Source organism: Azotobacter beijerinckii (genome assembly GCF_900110885.1).
GTDB lineage: Bacteria > Pseudomonadota > Gammaproteobacteria > Pseudomonadales > Pseudomonadaceae > Azotobacter > Azotobacter beijerinckii.
The window spans coordinates 1-1,098 of sequence record NZ_FOFJ01000179.1; the positions used below are offsets into that span (position 1 = coordinate 1).

1 protein-coding gene and 1 pseudogene are annotated in these 1,098 nt (G+C 63.3%); both read left to right on the forward strand.

The annotated features are described in order from the left end of the window. Positions 1–59: 59 nt before the first annotated feature. Positions 60–546, forward strand: a pseudogene (locus BMY22_RS23515) (transposase); the annotation flags it as partial. Positions 547–675: 129 nt separating this feature from the next. Beyond that, positions 676–1,098: helix-turn-helix domain-containing protein (locus BMY22_RS23520; RefSeq protein WP_167363804.1), on the forward strand; the 423-nt coding region annotated here is incomplete at its 3' end.

The following is a 1,098-nucleotide window of genomic DNA, read 5'->3' on the forward strand; positions in this document are numbered from 1 at the left end:
CCGGCCCGCCTGACGGCGGGCCAGGGTAATCAGGCGTCAGTTTTCTCGTGGTTGTGGTGACGAAGATGGCCCGGCTGTATGGTCGCGCGTTGCGCGGGGAGTGCTGCCTGGCCGCAGTCCCGCATGGGCACTGGAAAACCACGACGTTCATGGCCGGTCTGCGGCGGGGTGGCCTGACGGCCCCGCTGATCCTCGACGGTCGACGGCGCGATGAACGGCCCGGCCTTCCTAGCCTATGTCGAGCAGGTTCTGGTTCCCGAACTGACGGCCCGCGACCTTGTGGTGATGGGCAACCTGCCGGCCCACAAGGTCGCGGGGGTACGTCGGGCCATCGAAGGCGCAGGAGCCACCCTGCGCTACCTGCCCCCCTATAGTCCCGATCTGAACCCGATCGAGACGGCCTTCTCCAAGCTCAAGGCGCTGCTGAGAAAGGCGGCGGCGCGGACGCTGCCCGAACTGTGGCAGAGCATTGGCGAGGTGATCGGGCAATTCTCGGCGGACGACTGCAGGCACTACTTCAAAGCGGCCGGTTATGAGCCTGAATAAAGTGAAAATACTCTAGAGCATTTTCTCTAAAAAATGGTTTGTCCGTCGCCTGGAGTTGCCTTGGATCGAGGTCTCTGATGGACTATCCCAACCTTGACTCAGGAGACTCGCATAGCAAGAGCCTACAGTGTGGATCTGCGCAGTCGCGTAATCGATGCAGCCCAAAGCGATAGCTCGATTCGCCAGGCTGCCCGGCGTTTCGGCGTGGACGTCACGACGGCGACCCGCTGGGTCCGCCGCTGGCGCGAGCATGGCGAGTCGTCTGCCCGTCGGCAAGGCAAGCCGCGGGGCTCCTGCCTGGATCCCCACAGGGACGACCTGCTTGCCCTGGTGGAGCGGACCTGCGACCTGGCCTTGGCCGAGATCGTGGCGCACCTGCGAGTCGAACATGGCCTGAGCGTGGGCACCACCACGGTCTGGAAGTTCCTCGAGCGGCAGGGGCTGACATATAAAAAAAGGCTCTTCATGGATTCCAGACAGTTCAGGACATCCCGTTTGACTGGGACCGGGCCGGCTAAGCTACGTGCTCTGATGAGGCCCCGAGTGTCAGCC